Here is a 13,141-nt window from a genome sequence, read left to right on the forward strand (position 1 = left end):
GCCTGCCCTCATGAAACTCGCCCCCGCCCAACTCAGCAAACACCTGCAAGGCACCTTGGCGCCGGTCTACGTGATCAGCGGTGATGACCCGCTGCTCTGCCAGGAAGCCGCCGACGCGATCCGCGCTGCTGCACGTCAACAAGGCTTCGACGAGCGTCAGGTGTTCAGTGCCGACGCCAACTTCGACTGGGGTACCCTGCTCCAGGCTGGCGCCAGTCTGTCTTTGTTCGCTCAACGCCGCCTGCTGGAGTTGCGCCTGCCATCCGGCAAGCCAGGTGACAAAGGCGCTGCGGCGCTGATCGAATACTGCTCGCGCCCTGCAGAAGACACCCTACTGCTGATCAGCCTGCCCAAGCTCGATGGCAGTGCGCAGAAAACCAAATGGGGCAAGGCGCTGGTCGAAGGGCAGCACGTCCAATTCGTGCAGATCTGGCCTGTCGATGCCCAGCAACTGCCGCAATGGATCAACCAACGCCTGACCCAGGCCGGGTTGTCTGCCCAGCGCGATGCAGTCGACCTGATTGCCGCACGCGTTGAGGGAAACCTGCTGGCGGCTGCTCAGGAGATCGAAAAGCTCAAGCTGTTGGCTGAAGGCAATCAGATCACTGTCGAAACGGTACAAGCGGCCGTAGCTGACAGTGCGCGTTTTGATGTATTCGGCCTGGTCGATGCCATTCTCAACGGCGAAGCCGCTCATGCCCTGCGCATGCTGGAAGGCCTGCGTGGCGAAGGGGTTGAACCACCGGTAATTCTCTGGGCCTTGGCCCGCGAGCTACGTGTACTGGCTGGCCTTGCCCAGCAATTCAGCCAAGGCGTGCCGCTGGACAAAGCCTTCAGCCAGGCCCGACCGCCGGTCTGGGACAAGCGCAAGCCACTGATGAGCAAGGCCTTGCAACGCCTCTCGGCGCAGCGCTGGAGCCAGCTGCTGCAAGACGCCCAGCGCATCGATGCGCAAATCAAAGGCCAGGCTCAGGGCTCGCCCTGGACCAGCCTGGCACGGTTGTCGTTGCTGATGGCTGGGCAGCGGCTGCCATTGCCAGCAGAGTGATACCAATCGCGGGGCAAGCCCGCTCCCACAGAGATTGATCAACACCTGTAGGAGCGGGCTTGCCCCGCGACAACTTCACCCCTATATTGCCCCCAAACCCGCCAACGGAGCCCCTGCCATGAGCAAAAAGTCCCGGCCCAACAAGGCCAAATCCATTGTTGCCCAACCCTTGTTCCGCTGCCGCCAGGAACGCCCGGGTAAAGGCAAAGGCAGCTACCGCCGCGAAGCCTTCCAATCGAGAGATTGGGAGGCTTCTTACTTTTTGGCCGCATAAAAGCAAGAATTCGACAGGCATGGTATGGTCGACACCTGAACTGAAATACCTGGACCTGTGCATGCCCTTTTGTCTTTCCCATCGCTGGCAACCTCGTCAGCTGATTGCTGCCTCCAGCCTCATCCTGCTTGTCGCCTGCGCGGAAAAGCCCACTGCCGCCGATGCGCTGCCGCTGGCCCCTGCCCAGCCTGCTCCGGTGGTGACCGTACCGAACCCCGCCGTCGACACCAGCACTGAAATTCAGCCGCTGCAAACATTTGCCCAATGGCAAGCCGGCTTCCGCCAGCAAGCCCTGCAAGCGGGCATTAACGCTGGCACCTTTGATCGCGCGTTCCTCGGGGTCACCCCCGATATGGATGTAGTCAAAGCCGACCGTAGCCAACCGGAATTCACCCGCCCTGTCTGGGAATACCTCGACGGCGCGTTGTCACCGGTGCGCGTGCGCAACGGTAAAGCCCTGCTGGAAAAACACGCCGCACTGCTGAGCCAGATCGAACAACGCTATGGCGTTGACCGCGATGTGCTGGTGTCGGTGTGGGGTATGGAAAGCAACTTCGGCCAATTCCAGGGCAGCAAGTCGGTAATCCGCTCCCTGGCCACCCTCGCCTATGAAGGCCGTCGCCCGGCCTTTGCCCAGGCGCAGTTGATTGCAGCCCTGCAAATCCTGCAAAACGGCGACATCCAGCCCGATGCCATGAAGGGCTCGTGGGCCGGCGCCATGGGCCAGACCCAGTTCATCCCCACCACCTACAACACCCACGCAGTGGACTTCGATGGTGATGGTCGTCGAGACATCTGGAACAGCTCTGCCGATGCCCTGGCCTCTACTGCCCACTACCTGCAAAGCTCTGGATGGAAGCGTGGCGAACCTTGGGGCTTCGAAGTACAACTGGCACCGGGCTTCGATTACTGGTTGGCCGATGGTAGCCAGCGCAAGACCGTGTCGGAATGGATGCAGCTGGGCCTGAAATTACCCGCCGGTGTGCGCCTGCCTGCGGGTAGCGAGCAACTGTCCGCTGCCCTGCTGCTACCTGCAGGTTATCGCGGCCCCGCCTTCCTGGTACTGGATAACTTCCGCGCCATTCTCAAGTACAACAATTCGTCGTCCTATGCCATGGCAGTTGGCTTGCTCAGTCAACGCTTCTCCGGTTCTGGCTACATCGCTGGCAGCTGGCCGAAAGATGACCTGCCCTTGAGCCGCAGTGAACGTGTGGAGTTGCAGACACTGCTCAGCGCGAAGAACTACGACGCAGGTGCCGCCGACGGCATTATCGGCGCCAACACCCGCAAGGCCATTCGCAGTGCACAGCAAGCGCTGGGCTGGCCAGCAGATGGCTATCCGACCCATAAGCTGCTGGATAACCTGCGCCAGCGTTGAATAATCGCGGGGCAAGCCCGCTCCCACGGTCTGGTGGGAGCGGGCTTGCCCCGCGATCGCATTCAAACAAACAGATCCTGCCTCAGGCTCAAACACTGGCGATCAGCATCCAGATGCACCTGAGACCCCAGTGGCAAGGTGATGTTGGGGTCGCAATGGCCACTGCGCCACCCCGCCAGCACCGGAATCCGCAGCGGTTCGAACATCTCTCGCAGCAGCGGCGTCAACCCCTCCACTGTCAGCCCGGCCACATCCCCCACCAAAACCCCGCGCAGCCCCTCGAACTTGCCAGCAAGTCGCAACTGAGTCAGCAGGCGATCAATGCGGTATAGCGGCTCGTTCACATCCTCGATAAACAGGATGCCATCCTGGCTGTGCAGTTCTGCCGGGGTACTCAAGGTTGCACACAGCATGGCCAGGTTACCGCCCAGCAGCCGTCCTGAGGCGGCGCCAGAGACGATAGTGCTCAGCGGGTAGGCCTGAGGATGCTCAATCACGTCATCACACCTTAAACGTCCACTGAGCAGCTCGAACAGTGAAGCAAGGGTTGGCGCTTGCTTATTTGCCAGCAGATCAGACTTGAGCATCGCCCCGTGAAAGGTCACAAAACCAGCATGCCGGGCAATGGCACTGTGCAACGCAGTGATGTCGCTGTACCCCACCAACGGCTTGGGGTTATTGCGCAACAGCTCGAAATCCAACTCGTCCAGCAGGCGCATGCTGCCGTAGCCACCGCGCAGACAAATGATCGCATCGACATCAGTTGCGGCGAATGCTGCATGCAGGTCATCCAGCCGACACTGATCGCGCCCGGCCAAATAACCTTCAGCCTCGATCACTCCAGGGTAGATCCGGCAGCGATAACCACGGCCCTCAAACCACTCGATTGCCTTGAGCGTATCGAGAGAGGCCGGCCCAGCCGGTGCGATGATGGCAATACGGCCATCGGCGGGCAGCGCCTTGGGCAGCATTGAACAGCCTGAATGCAGCTCAGGCCTGTGATCGATAGGAAGATTCATCCAGACGGCTCCTTGTTCGGACGTGAGCATCAACCTTAGTACCGCTGAAGGTCAAATAGCGTGTGGAAAAAATACCGGAAACAAAAATGCCGGTGCCGCTGGCAAGCAGGCACCGGCATTGAGCACAGCCAGGATCAGAGCTTGATCTTGGCCTCGTGTGCCTGCTGGTCAGCATGGTACGAGGAACGTACGAGCGGGCCGGAAGCAACGTTTTTGAAGCCCATTTTGTAGCCTTCTTCGGCGAACCAGGCAAAGGTGTCCGGGTGCACGAAGCGCTGCACGGGCAAGTGGCTGCGCGATGGCTGCAGGTACTGGCCCAGGGTCAGCATATCGATATTGTGCTCGCGCATGCGGTGCATCACTTCGATCACTTCTTCGTCGGTTTCGCCCAAGCCCAGCATCAAACCGGATTTGGTTGGTACGTGCGGCACCAGCTCCTTGAACTTCTGCAGCAGGGTCAGCGACCACTGGTAGTCAGAGCCCGGACGCGCAGCCTTGTACAGGCGCGGTACGGTTTCCAGGTTGTGGTTGAACACGTCCGGCGGCGTTTCGGCGGTGATCGCCAGTGCCACGTCCATACGACCACGGTAGTCTGGCACCAGGGTTTCCAGCTGGACGCCCGGCGACAACGCACGGATTTCACGAATGCAGTCGGCAAAGTGCTGGGCACCACCGTCACGCAGGTCGTCACGGTCTACCGAAGTGATCACCACATACTTCAGGCGCAGATCGGCAATGGCGACCGCCAGGTTCTTCGGCTCGTCGACATCCAGAGGCTTCGGACGTCCGTGGCCAACATCGCAGAACGGGCAGCGACGGGTGCAGATGTCACCCATGATCATGAACGTGGCGGTACCACCGGAGAAGCATTCGCCCAGGTTCGGGCAAGAGGCTTCTTCACAAACGCTGTGCAGCTTGTGTTTGCGCAGCAGCTGCTTGATACGGTCGACTTCCGGCGAAACCGGGATGCGCACGCGAATCCAGTCAGGTTTCTTTGGCAGTTCGTCGGTAGGGATGATCTTTACCGGGATACGCGCGACTTTTTCCGCGCCACGCAATTTGACACCCGCCTCGACCTTCGGCCGCGGCGCCGGCGTCACACTTTGCACTGGTTCTTGCACAACAGTAGTCATATTCAGAATATTCCGCCCGTAAGGGTCGTCTGCTCAGCATAGTCGAGGTGCTTGACCAGCTGCCCGCGCAGCCTTGCCCTTACCTCAGAGAGTTCGATTGAACCTGCATGGTCACGCAGCTGGGTCATTGCCAGCCCCGCATACCCGCAGGGATTAATCCGGCGGAATGGCGCAAGGTCCATGTCCACGTTCAAGGCAAGGCCATGGAAAGAACAGCCATTGCGAATCCGTAGGCCGAGGGAGGCAATTTTCGCCCCGTCGACATATACACCAGGGGCGTCAGGCTTGGCCGCCGCCTCAACGTTGTAACTGGCCAGCAACTCGATCAGGCAGCGTTCGATCCGGGACACCAGATCACGCACACCAAACCCCAGCCGGCGAACATCCAACAACAAATAAGCTACCAACTGGCCAGGGCCGTGATAAGTCACCTGGCCGCCCCGGTCGGTCTGCACCACCGGAATATCGCCCGGCACCAGCAGGTGCTCGGCCTTGCCCGCCTGGCCCTGGGTAAACACCGACGGGTGCTCCACCAACCAGACTTCGTCGCAGGTTTCAGGGCCGCGCTGGTCGGTAAACCGCTGCATGGCCTCGAGCACCGGCTCGTAAGGCAACAATCCCAGATCGCGAAAGCCGAGGCTTGCGGGCATCACAGCACCATTTTCACGATGCCGGTGGCACGCAGGGCGCTGTTGATGTTGTGCAGCTGCTCTTCGCCGGTAGCGACGATATGCAGTTGCACGGTGGTGTACTTGCCTTCCTTGCTCTGGCGCTCGGCCAGGGTCTTGAGATCGACCTCGGCGTACTTCTTGAGGATCTCGATCACCGTGTCTTTGAAATTGACCACGGTGTCGCCGATCACCTTGATCGGGTAATCAGCGCAAGGGAATTCGATTTTGTGCGATTTGTCAGCTTCGGTCATGGCAGTAACGGCCTCGTAAGCCGTGGCAACAACAACGCCCCCGCGTGAATTGGCGGGGGCGTGGCAGGTCACGATATCAGTTGAACAGCCCGTAGAAGAATAGACGAATGCTATCCCACACCCGGCCGAAGAAACCAGCTTCCTCAACAGCATCCAGCGCGATCAGATCGGCGCTGTGGACAACGTTGTCATCCAGTTTGACTTCCACTTTACCGATCACGTCACCTTTGGCGATTGGCGCGGTCAGTTGTGGGTTCATGGTCATGCTTGCAGCCAGTTTCTTCAATTGGCCTTTAGGCAAAGTCATGGTCAGGTCTTGGGCCAGACCGGCCTTGACCTGGTTGGCAGCGCCTTTCCAGACCTGAGCCTGGGCAAGCTCAGTGCCCTTTTGGTAGAAGGTCTGGGTTTCGAAGAAACGGAAACCGTAGGTCAGCAGCTTCTGGGTTTCGGCAGCACGGGCTTGTTCGCTGTTGGTACCGAAGACCACGGCAATCAGGCGCATGCCATCACGTACAGCCGAAGACACCATGCAGTAACCGGCTTCGTCGGTGTGACCGGTTTTCAGACCGTCGACGGTCTTGTCACGCCACAGCAGCAGGTTGCGGTTAGGCTGCTTGATGTTGTTCCAGAAGAACTCTTTCTGCGAGTAGATCGCGTAGTGCGCCGGGTCTTCGTGGATGATCGCGCGAGCCAGCACGGCCATGTCATGAGCCGACGAGTAATGCTCTGGGTGCGGCAAGCCGGTCGGGTTCATGAAGTGGCTGTTGGTCATGCCAAGATCAGTAGCCGTTTTGTTCATCATGTCGGCGAACGCGTCTTCGCTACCGGCGATGTGCTCGGCCAGCGCCACGCTGGCGTCGTTGCCCGACTGAATGATGATGCCGTGCAGCAGGTCGCTGACGCTGACCTGGGTGCCGACTTTGATGAACATCCGCGAACCACCGGTACGCCAGGCGTTTTCGCTGACGGTCACTGGGTCGTTCTCGCCGATTTGCCCGCGACGGATATCCAGGGTCGCAATGTAGGCAGTCATCAGCTTGGTCAAGCTGGCTGGCGGCAAACGCTCGTCACCATTGTTCTCGACCAGGACATTACCGCTGGAGGCTTCCATGAGCACGTAGGACTTGGCTGCCAGTTGCGGCGGCGACGGCATCATCTGCTCTGCCGCGAAGGCGGCAGGGGTGATCATCAGCGGTACAAGCAGGCAAAGGCGTTTGGCAAAGGTGGTGATGTTCATCCGTCTCTCGAAATGGCTAATGGGCTCATGCCCTTATGGGCAAAACGTATTCAGGCGCAGGGCCTTACGAGCAAAACGGCCATTGTACATGGCTGTTCTGCCCGCTTGCATGACAAACCGACCAGTCCCCCCGATCAGTCTGCCGTGACGACTTTCGGCTGGCCAAGATTGGCCAGACGCACACTGTCTTGCATCTGCTGGGCTTCACCCTGGCTGTTGATCGGCCCCATGCGCACCCGGTGCAGGGTCTGCTGGTTGCGTACGATCGAACTGATGAAGACCGGCGCGCTGACCATACCGCTCAACTTGGAACGCAACAACTCGGCGGCGTCCGGGTTGGCAAAGGCACCGACCTGCAAGTAAAGACCATTGGCGGCCTGAGCAGAGTTACTGGCGATCTGCACGGGCACTACCGCCGCTGCGTGCTGCTGCGGTGGTGGTGTCCATTGTTCGACGGCACCGGTGTTGGGCGTAAACGCCTGGGTCTGGGCAACCTGCGGCTGCTCCAGCACCATCGGCGCCGGTTGCCCACGCTGGGCCCACCACTGTTTCGGGTCAATCCCCTCGACGCGCACCCGTGCCGTACCGGTTTCGGCGTAGCCGAGCTTTTTCGCTGCGGCATAGGACAAGTCGATGATGCGGTCCGAATAGAACGGGCCGCGGTCGTTCACCCGCAGGATGACGCTGCGATGGTTGTCCAGGTTGGTGACCTTGACGTAGGCCGGCAGTGGCAGCGTCTTGTGCGCCGCACTCATGCCGTACAGGTCGTAGACCTCGCCGTTAGCGGTGTTCTGGCCGTGGAATTTGGTGCCGTACCAGGATGCCGTGCCTTCGGCGCGGTAATTACGCGAGTCCTGGATCGGGAAGTAGGTTTTGCCCAGTACAGTGTACGGGTTGGCCTTGTAGTTACCGGTATGCACCGTTGGCGTGGCGTCGGGGATCTTCGAGACATCCACATCCCACCACGGCGCGCCGTCTTTGTGCGCGCGGTTGATGTCCAGGCCTGGCTTGGCGCGCACCACATTGGTGCTTTGTTGCGCGGGCTTGCTCGACGAGCAACTGGCCAGCATCAAGCCCAGGGCTGCACAGCCGATCAGCTTCAAAGATGTATCAGAAAACAATACGCGCATTACTTGGCGCCCCGTGCTTGAACCAGCAGGTCCGATAGCTGATGTACCGCCATCGCGTACATCACGCTGCGGTTGTAGCGAGTGATCGCGTAGAAGTTTTTCAGGCCCAGCCAGTATTCGGGGCCATTGTCGCCTTCAAGCCGGAAAGCGGTGACCGGCAGATCATCGCGAAGCGCATCATGACTTGACCAGCCCAATGCCCGCAACTCCCCGACCGTTTTGACCGCTTCGATGCCTGGGCTCAAGCCCTCATTGACGCGCGCGCCACTGACGGTGGCGCGACTGACCACTTGCTCACCACCCACCCAACCGTGGCGTTTGAAGTAGCTGGCAACACTGCCGATGGCATCGTCCGGGTTGTTCCAGATATTGATGTGGCCGTCGCCGTCAAAGTCCACGGCGTAAGCACGAAAGCTGCTCGGCATGAACTGCGGCAGCCCCATGGCACCGGCGTAAGAGCCTTTGAGCGTCAGCGGATCGACCTGTTCCTCACGGGCTAGCAGCAGGTATTCACGCAATTCCTTACGGAAAAACTCGGCCCGCGGCGGATAGTCGAAGCCCAGGGTGGAGAGTGCATCGATTACCCGGTAGTTGCCGGTATTGCGGCCGAAAAAGGTTTCCACGCCGATGATCGAAACGATGACCTGAGCCGGGACACCGTATTCCTTTTCTGCACGGGCCAGGGTTGCCTCATGCTGACGCCAGAAATCCACGCCACGGGCTACCCGGGCGTCGGTCAGGAACATGGGGCGATAATCTTTCCAGGGTTTTACCCGCTCGGCCGGGCGCGAAATCGCATCGAGGATGGATTGTTTGCGTTTTACGTCACGAAACACATCGATCAATTGTTCGTCGGCAAAGCCGTAATCGCGGCTCATTTCACCGACGAATTCGGCCACTTGAGGCGAACCGTCATAGTCCCCGGCCGTCGCTTGCTGGCTGCCACCGAGCAGGCCCAACAGGCCAACCCAGGGCGCACAACGAGCAGCCCAGCCACGCATTGCTTGCATGTAATTCTTCACCTTATTCAAACCTGCGCAATCCATTTGCGATGCGTATGGATCGACATTAAAACTCCAAACGCTGACAGCAGCGTCACCAACGAAGTTCCGCCATAACTAATGAAGGGCAGCGGTACACCCACCACGGGCAACAGGCCGCTGACCATACCGATGTTGACGAATACATAAACGAAAAAGGTCATGGTCAAGCTACCTGCCAGCAGCTTGCCGTAGAGCGTTTGCGCCTGGGCAGTAATCACCAGGCCGCGGCCGATCAACAGCAGGTAGATCAGCAGCAACGCACAGATGCCCACCAGGCCGAATTCCTCACCCAACACGGCGATGATGAAGTCAGTGTGGCTTTCCGGCAGGAAGTCCAGGTGCGACTGGGTACCTAGCAACCAACCTTTGCCAAACACGCCCCCAGAACCGATGGCCGCCTTGGACTGAATGATGTTCCAGCCGGTGCCCAATGGGTCACTTTCCGGGTCAAGGAAGGTCAGTACCCGTTGTTTCTGGTAGTCGTGCATGACGAAAAACCACATGGCAATCGCCACCGGGACCGCAGCGGCGAGCACGCTGAGAATCCAGCGCCAGCGCAGACCGCCCATGAACAACACGAACGCACCCGAGGCCAGAATCAGCAAGGCGGTGCCCAGGTCAGGCTGTCGCACAATCAGGATGAACGGCACGCCGATCATGATCAGACTGATCATCACATGCTTGAGGTGCGGAGGCAGCGAGCGTTTGGCCAGGTACCAGGCAATAGTGGCCGGCATGATGATTTTCATGAATTCCGAGGGCTGGAAGCGAATCACCCCGGGAATGTTGATCCAGCGCGTGGCGCCCATTGCGTTGTGGCCCATCACATCGACCACCACCAGCAAGATCACCCCACAGACGTAAGCCAATGGCACCCACCGCGCCATGAATCGCGGCTCAAGTTGAGCGATGACGAACATCGACACCAGGCCAATGCCAAAGGAACTGGCCTGCTTGAGCAGCAGGTCCCAGTTCTTGCCACTGGCAGAATAAAGGACAAACAGGCTGCCAGCCGCCAGGGTCAGCAACAGAATCAGCAACGGGCCATCGATATGGATACGTTGCAAGAAACTGGCGCGGCGGCGCATCACATCCTCACTAGAGAGCATGCGATTGAAGTTACTCATCACGGGGCCGATTCCTGCGCAATGGAGGGGTTGGTGAATTCAGGTTTCAGGCGACCGTCGGCTCCGAGCAACCAGGCGTCCATAACCTGACGCACCACAGGGGCGGCAACACCGGAACCGGATTCACCGTTCTCAACCATCACCGACACCACGATCTTGGGGTTGTCTGCCGGTGCGAAACCTACGAACAACGCGTGGTCGCGGTGGCGTTCCTGCAGTTTGTTGCGGTCGTATTTCTCACCCTGCTTGATGGCCACCACCTGAGCGGTACCACTCTTGCCGGCAATCCGGTATTGCGCGCCGATCGAAGCCTTGCGCGCTGTACCCCGCGCGCCGTGCATCACCTGCTCCATGCCGTGGGTAACCTTGTTCCAGTCGGACTTGTCCCGCAGCACGATGTCATCGATCGGGTTCTCATCCACCGGCGGCTGGCCTTCGATGGTCTTGGCCAGGTGCGGACGGTTCCACTTACCTTTGTTGGCAATCAGCGCAGTGGCCTGGGCCAGCTGCAACGGTGTGGCCTGCATGTAGCCCTGGCCAATACCAAGAATCAGGGTTTCGCCGGGGAACCAGGCTTGGCGACGCGTCGCACGCTTCCACTCACGCGAAGGCATCAAGCCGGGTGATTCTTCGAACATATCCAGCGAGACCTTGCGACCAATCCCGAAGCGGTTCATGTAGCTGGACAGGCGGTCGATGCCCATCTTGTGCGCCAGGTCGTAGAAGTAGGTGTCATTGGAACGCATGATCGCCGTGTCGAGGTCGACCCAGCCATCACCAGTGCGGTTCCAGTTACGGTACTTGTGGTCGTAATTGGGCAGTTGGTAATAACCAGGGTCGAATACCCGGCTCGAAGCAGTCACTACGCCACTATCCAGGCCAGCAATGGCCACGGCTGGTTTGATCGTCGAGCCCGGCGGATACAGCCCGCGCAGCACGCGGTTGAACAGCGGCCGATCAATCGAGTCGCGCAGCTCGGCATAGGCCTTGAAACTGATACCGGTCACGAACAGGTTGGGGTCGAAACTCGGCTGACTGACCATGGCCAACACCTCGCCGGTGTTCGGATCGAGCGCGACGATAGCGCCACGACGCCCGGCCAGCGCAGCTTCGGCGGCTTCCTGCAGCTTGATGTCGAGGCTCAGGACAATGTCTTTGCCAGGAATCGGGTCGGTTCGCTTGAGCACCCGCAATACCCGGCCGCGGGCGTTGGTCTCGACTTCCTCATAGCCCACCTGCCCATGCAGCTCAGGCTCGTAAAAACGTTCGATGCCGGTCTTGCCGATATGGTGGGTACCGCTGTAGTTGACCGGGTCGAGGGTCTTGAGTTCTTTCTCGTTGATCCGCCCCACATAGCCGACCGAATGCGCAAAGTGCGCACCTTGCGGGTAATGCCGCACCAACTGGGCAACCACTTCAACACCGGGCAAACGGAACTGGTTCACCGCAATCCGGGCGATCTGCTCCTCGGTCAGCTCAAACAGAATCGGCACCGGCTCGAACGGTCGACGCCCCTGACGCATGCGCTTTTCAAACAGCGTACGGTCGTCTGGGGTCAGCTCGAGCACCTCGACGATCACGTCGAGCACCTGCTGCCAGTCGCCGGAACGCTCTCGGGTCATGCTCAGGCTGAAGCTGGGCCGGTTGTCGGCGATGATCACGCCGTTACGGTCGAAAATCAGCCCGCGGGTCGGCGGAATCGGCTGCACATGCACCCGATTGTTTTCCGACAGGGTCGAGTGATAGTCGTACTGGATCACCTGCAGGTAATACAGGCGAGCGATCAGCACGCAGATCAGCAGGACGATCGCCACGGCACCGACCACGACGCGACTGCGCACCAAACGGGCGTCTTTCTCGTGATCCTTGAGACGAATCGGCTGCGTCATTGAAAGGCTTACAGGTTCATTTGTGGTAAGGGTGCCCGGACAGCACGGTCCAGGCGCGGTACAGCTGTTCGCCGATCAGTATCCTTACCAATGGGTGCGGCAGGGTCAGCGGCGACAGCGACCAGCGCTGTTCGGCACGCGCGCAGACTTCCGGCGCCAGCCCTTCCGGGCCGCCGACCATGAAGTTCACAGTGCGCGAATCGAGCCGCCAGCGGTCCAGCTCAACAGCCAGTTGCTCGGTGCTCCACGGCTTGCCATGGACCTCCAGGGTGACAATCCGTTCCCCTGGCTGGACCTTGGCGAGCATGGCCTCGCCCTCCTGACGAATCAGGCGAGCGACATCGGCATTCTTGCCCCGGGTATTGAGCGGAATCTCCACCAGCTCCAGCGACAGCTCCGAGGGCAAGCGCTTGGCATACTCATGCCAACCGTCTTCGACCCATTTGGGCATGCGCGAGCCGACCGCGATCAGACGCAGACGCACGAGCCTTCCTTATTCCCGGTCTTTGAGGTTGTCGGAATAGGCGTGGTTATTTTCCGGGCTGTGGTGTTTGCCATCAGCGGCACGGCTCTGCTCGGCACCCAACCACAGGCGCTCGAGGTCGTAGAACTGACGGGCAGCAGCGGTCATCATGTGAACGATGACATCGTTGAGGTCGAGCAGTACCCAGTCGCTGTCGCCCTTGCCTTCTTCGCCCAGCGGCTGCGCGCCTTTGGCTTTGACCGCTTCACGGACCTTTTCCAGCATCGCGTTGATCTGGCGGTTGGACGTACCGGTGGCGATGATCATGTAATCGGTCAGGCTGTGTTTATCGCGCACGTCGATGACCTGGATGTCCTGGGCCTTGACGTCTTCCAGAGCGGCCTTGGTCAGTTCGACCAGTTCTTCGCCACTGATGGCACTGATTTTTTGCTTGGTCATATAAAACTCATTCAACTCA

General features: G+C 59.8%; 14 protein-coding genes. 3 read left to right on the forward strand and 11 right to left on the reverse strand.

What is annotated here, in order from left to right; all coding sequences use genetic code 11:
* Window positions 1–10 precede the first annotated feature (10 nt).
* The 3 genes from holA (at window position 11) to E1573_RS02725 (ending at window position 2,700) form a co-directional block, all read left to right on the forward strand.
* The gene (gene holA / locus E1573_RS02715; RefSeq protein ID WP_133210422.1) at window positions 11–1,048 is read left to right on the forward strand and encodes a DNA polymerase III subunit delta; all 1,038 of its coding nucleotides are present in this window, start codon (window positions 11–13) and stop codon (window positions 1,046–1,048) included.
* Window positions 1,049–1,166: 118 nt separating this feature from the next.
* The gene (gene arfA / locus E1573_RS02720; RefSeq protein ID WP_133210424.1) at window positions 1,167–1,322 is read left to right on the forward strand and encodes an alternative ribosome rescue factor ArfA; all 156 of its coding nucleotides are present in this window, start codon (window positions 1,167–1,169) and stop codon (window positions 1,320–1,322) included.
* Between the two features lie 61 nt (window positions 1,323–1,383).
* The gene (locus E1573_RS02725; protein WP_133210426.1) at window positions 1,384–2,700 is read left to right on the forward strand and encodes a lytic murein transglycosylase; all 1,317 of its coding nucleotides are present in this window, start codon (window positions 1,384–1,386) and stop codon (window positions 2,698–2,700) included.
* Between the two features lie 62 nt (window positions 2,701–2,762).
* Here E1573_RS02725 and E1573_RS02730 read toward each other — a convergent pair whose 3' ends face one another.
* From E1573_RS02730 to rsfS, 11 genes are all read right to left on the reverse strand, one after another.
* Entirely contained in the window at window positions 2,763–3,719 is a 957-nt protein-coding gene (locus E1573_RS02730) for an LD-carboxypeptidase (RefSeq protein ID WP_133210428.1), read from the reverse strand.
* 134 nt (window positions 3,720–3,853) lie between these two features.
* Window positions 3,854–4,852: a lipoyl synthase gene (gene lipA, locus E1573_RS02735; protein ID WP_010222903.1), complete on the reverse strand. Its 999-nt coding sequence runs from the start codon at window positions 4,850–4,852 to the stop codon at window positions 3,854–3,856.
* 2 nt (window positions 4,853–4,854) lie between these two features.
* Window positions 4,855–5,502 carry a lipoyl(octanoyl) transferase LipB gene (lipB, locus tag E1573_RS02740; protein WP_133210430.1) on the reverse strand — a complete coding sequence of 216 codons (648 nt, stop codon included), beginning with the start codon at window positions 5,500–5,502 and terminating at the stop codon, window positions 4,855–4,857.
* Window positions 5,502–5,774, reverse strand: coding sequence for a DUF493 domain-containing protein (locus tag E1573_RS02745; protein ID WP_128323087.1), 273 nt, complete (start codon window positions 5,772–5,774; stop codon window positions 5,502–5,504). The genes lipB and E1573_RS02745 overlap by 1 nt, the downstream gene beginning before the upstream one ends.
* A gap of 76 nt (window positions 5,775–5,850) precedes the next feature.
* On the reverse strand, window positions 5,851–7,011 hold the full coding sequence (locus E1573_RS02750; protein ID WP_133210432.1) for a D-alanyl-D-alanine carboxypeptidase family protein: 1,161 nt from the start codon (window positions 7,009–7,011) through the stop codon (window positions 5,851–5,853).
* A gap of 134 nt (window positions 7,012–7,145) precedes the next feature.
* Window positions 7,146–8,141: a septal ring lytic transglycosylase RlpA family protein gene (locus tag E1573_RS02755; RefSeq protein ID WP_133210434.1), complete on the reverse strand. Its 996-nt coding sequence runs from the start codon at window positions 8,139–8,141 to the stop codon at window positions 7,146–7,148.
* Complete coding sequence (gene mltB / locus E1573_RS02760; protein WP_133210436.1) at window positions 8,141–9,151, reverse strand: lytic murein transglycosylase B; 1,011 nt, start codon at window positions 9,149–9,151, stop codon at window positions 8,141–8,143. Before mltB ends, E1573_RS02755 begins: the two co-directional genes overlap by 1 nt.
* Before the next feature lie 17 nt (window positions 9,152–9,168).
* Complete coding sequence (gene rodA / locus E1573_RS02765; protein ID WP_165957289.1) at window positions 9,169–10,272, reverse strand: rod shape-determining protein RodA; 1,104 nt, start codon at window positions 10,270–10,272, stop codon at window positions 9,169–9,171.
* A gap of 38 nt (window positions 10,273–10,310) precedes the next feature.
* On the reverse strand, window positions 10,311–12,200 hold the full coding sequence (gene mrdA / locus E1573_RS02770) for a penicillin-binding protein 2 (protein WP_133210440.1): 1,890 nt from the start codon (window positions 12,198–12,200) through the stop codon (window positions 10,311–10,313).
* A 16-nt stretch (window positions 12,201–12,216) separates the two neighbouring features.
* Window positions 12,217–12,684 carry a 23S rRNA (pseudouridine(1915)-N(3))-methyltransferase RlmH gene (rlmH, locus tag E1573_RS02775; RefSeq protein WP_010222895.1) on the reverse strand — a complete coding sequence of 156 codons (468 nt, stop codon included), beginning with the start codon at window positions 12,682–12,684 and terminating at the stop codon, window positions 12,217–12,219.
* A 9-nt stretch (window positions 12,685–12,693) separates the two neighbouring features.
* Window positions 12,694–13,122: a ribosome silencing factor gene (gene rsfS, locus E1573_RS02780; RefSeq protein ID WP_133210442.1), complete on the reverse strand. Its 429-nt coding sequence runs from the start codon at window positions 13,120–13,122 to the stop codon at window positions 12,694–12,696.
* Window positions 13,123–13,141: the final 19 nt, after the last annotated feature.

The organism is Pseudomonas sp. H9 (genome assembly GCF_004353925.1).
GTDB lineage: Bacteria > Pseudomonadota > Gammaproteobacteria > Pseudomonadales > Pseudomonadaceae > Aquipseudomonas.